This window comes from Rhizomicrobium sp. (genome assembly GCF_056722145.1).
This window is the reverse complement of sequence record NZ_JBWZET010000151.1, coordinates 1-2,042: the sequence shown is the minus strand read 5'-3', so window position 1 is coordinate 2,042 and position 2,042 is coordinate 1. Positions and strand designations below refer to the sequence as shown.

Here is a 2,042-nt window from a genome sequence, read left to right as displayed (position 1 = left end):
GTCGAGACGGGATCGCCGGCGGCGCTGCTCGACGATCCGCGCTCGCGGCTGGCGCAGTGGCTGGCCGGCGACAGCCGGTAGCGTGGTTCAGGCCGGGGTCGGCTCGCTGAACCGCTTGCCGGCGCGCGGCACGGTGGCGCCACGCGCGGGAAGCACGCGCGGCACCCCACCCGTGGGCGCGTCGGGCCGGTCGAGCCTGCCGGTGTCGAGCAACTGCTTGATCTCGTCACCGGTCAGCGTCTCGTACTCGAGCAGCGCGTTGGCGAGCAGGTGCAGCTTGTCCTCGCCGCCGCGGATGATGCCGGTGGCGCGGACGTGGGCGCTGTCCACCAGCGTGCGGATCTCGCTGTCGATCAGGCGGTTGGTCTCGTCGCTCGCCATCAGCCGCTGCGAGCCGCCCATGCCGAGATAGCCTTCCTGCTGGTCCTCGTACTGGAGCGGGCCGAGCTTGTCGGACATGCCCCACTTGGTGACCATGTTGCGCGCGAGCCCGGTCGCGTACTGGATGTCGCCGGACGCGCCGCTCGACACCTTGTCATAGCCGAACACCAGCTCCTCGGCAACGCGGCCGCCCATCGCCACCGACAAGTTGGCGTGCATCTTGTCGCGGTGGTACGAATAGCTGTCGCGCTCGGGAAGGCGCATGACCATGCCCAGCGCCCGCCCGCGCGGGATGATCGTCGCCTTGTGGATCGGGTCGGACGCCGGCTCGTGGATCGAGACGAGCGCGTGACCGGCCTCGTGGTAGGCGGTCATCTTCTTCTCTTCCTCGGTCATCACCATCGAACGCCGCTCGGCGCCCATCATCACCTTGTCCTTGGCGTCCTCGAACTCCTGCATCGCAACGAGCCGCTTGTTGCGGCGCGCGGCGAGCAGCGCCGCCTCGTTCACCAGGTTGGCGAGGTCCGCGCCCGAAAAGCCGGGCGTGCTGCGCGCGATCACGCGCGGATTGACGTCGGGCGCGAGCGGCACTTTCTTCATGTGCACGCCAAGGATCTTTTCGCGACCCTCGATGTCGGGGATCGGCACGACCACCTGCCGGTCGAACCGGCCCGGACGCAGCAGCGCCGGATCGAGCACGTCGGGGCGGTTGGTCGCGGCGATGATGATGATGCCTTCGTTGGCCTCGAACCCGTCCATTTCGACCAGCAACTGGTTGAGCGTCTGTTCGCGTTCGTCGTTCGAATTGCCCAGGCCATGCCCGCGATGACGACCGACCGCGTCGATTTCGTCGATGAAGACGATGCAGGGCGCGTTCTTCTTGGCCTGTTCGAACATGTCGCGCACGCGGCTGGCGCCGACACCGACGAACATTTCGACAAAGTCGGAACCCGAAATGGTGAAAAACGGCACGCCTGCTTCGCCCGCGATGGCGCGCGCGAGCAAGGTCTTGCCGGTGCCGGGGCTGCCGACGAGCAAGGCGCCCTTGGGAATCTGCCCGCCGAGTTTGGAAAAGCGGCTGGGATCGCGCAGGAATTCGACGATTTCCTGCAGCTCTTCGCGCGCTTCGTCGATCCCGGCAACATCGTCGAACGTGACCCGGCCCGACCGTTCGGTCAACAGCTTGGCCTTGGACTTGCCAAAGCCCATCGCGCCCGATCCGCCGCCTTTCTGCATCTGGCGCAGCGCAAAGACGACCATCCCCAGAATCAGCAGGAACGGCAGCGACTGCGCGAGGAAATAGAGCAGGACATTGGGCTCTTCCGCCGCCTTGCCCGCATATTGCACGCCCTTGTCCTGCAACGCCTTGGCAAGATCGGTATCGCCCGGGATCGGCACGGTCTGAAACTGCTGATCGTTCTTGAGCGTGCCGGTGATCCGGTCAGAGCCGATCTGCACCTCGCGCACATCGCCCGCCGCGACATGGGCGCGGAAATCCGAATAGCGCATCAAGGTGCCGGTCGAATCGCTGCGCGCGCTGAACATCGAAACCACCAGCAGCAGCGCCAGGAAAATCCCGCCGTACACCAGAAGGTTCTTGATCCAGGGATTACCCTGCGGCTGGTCGTCGTTCATCGCGTGTCGCTTTCTGCCGGGCAGAC

The 2,042-nt window shown here is 66.1% G+C and carries 1 protein-coding gene; it reads right to left on the bottom strand.

Annotation, left to right across the window (positions count from 1 at the left end):
* Positions 1–87 precede the first annotated feature (87 nt).
* Positions 88–2,016: an ATP-dependent zinc metalloprotease FtsH gene (ftsH, locus tag AC1P6P_RS08440; protein WP_481401997.1), complete on the bottom strand. Its 1,929-nt coding sequence runs from the start codon at positions 2,014–2,016 to the stop codon at positions 88–90.
* Between the last annotated feature and the right edge of the window lie 26 nt (positions 2,017–2,042).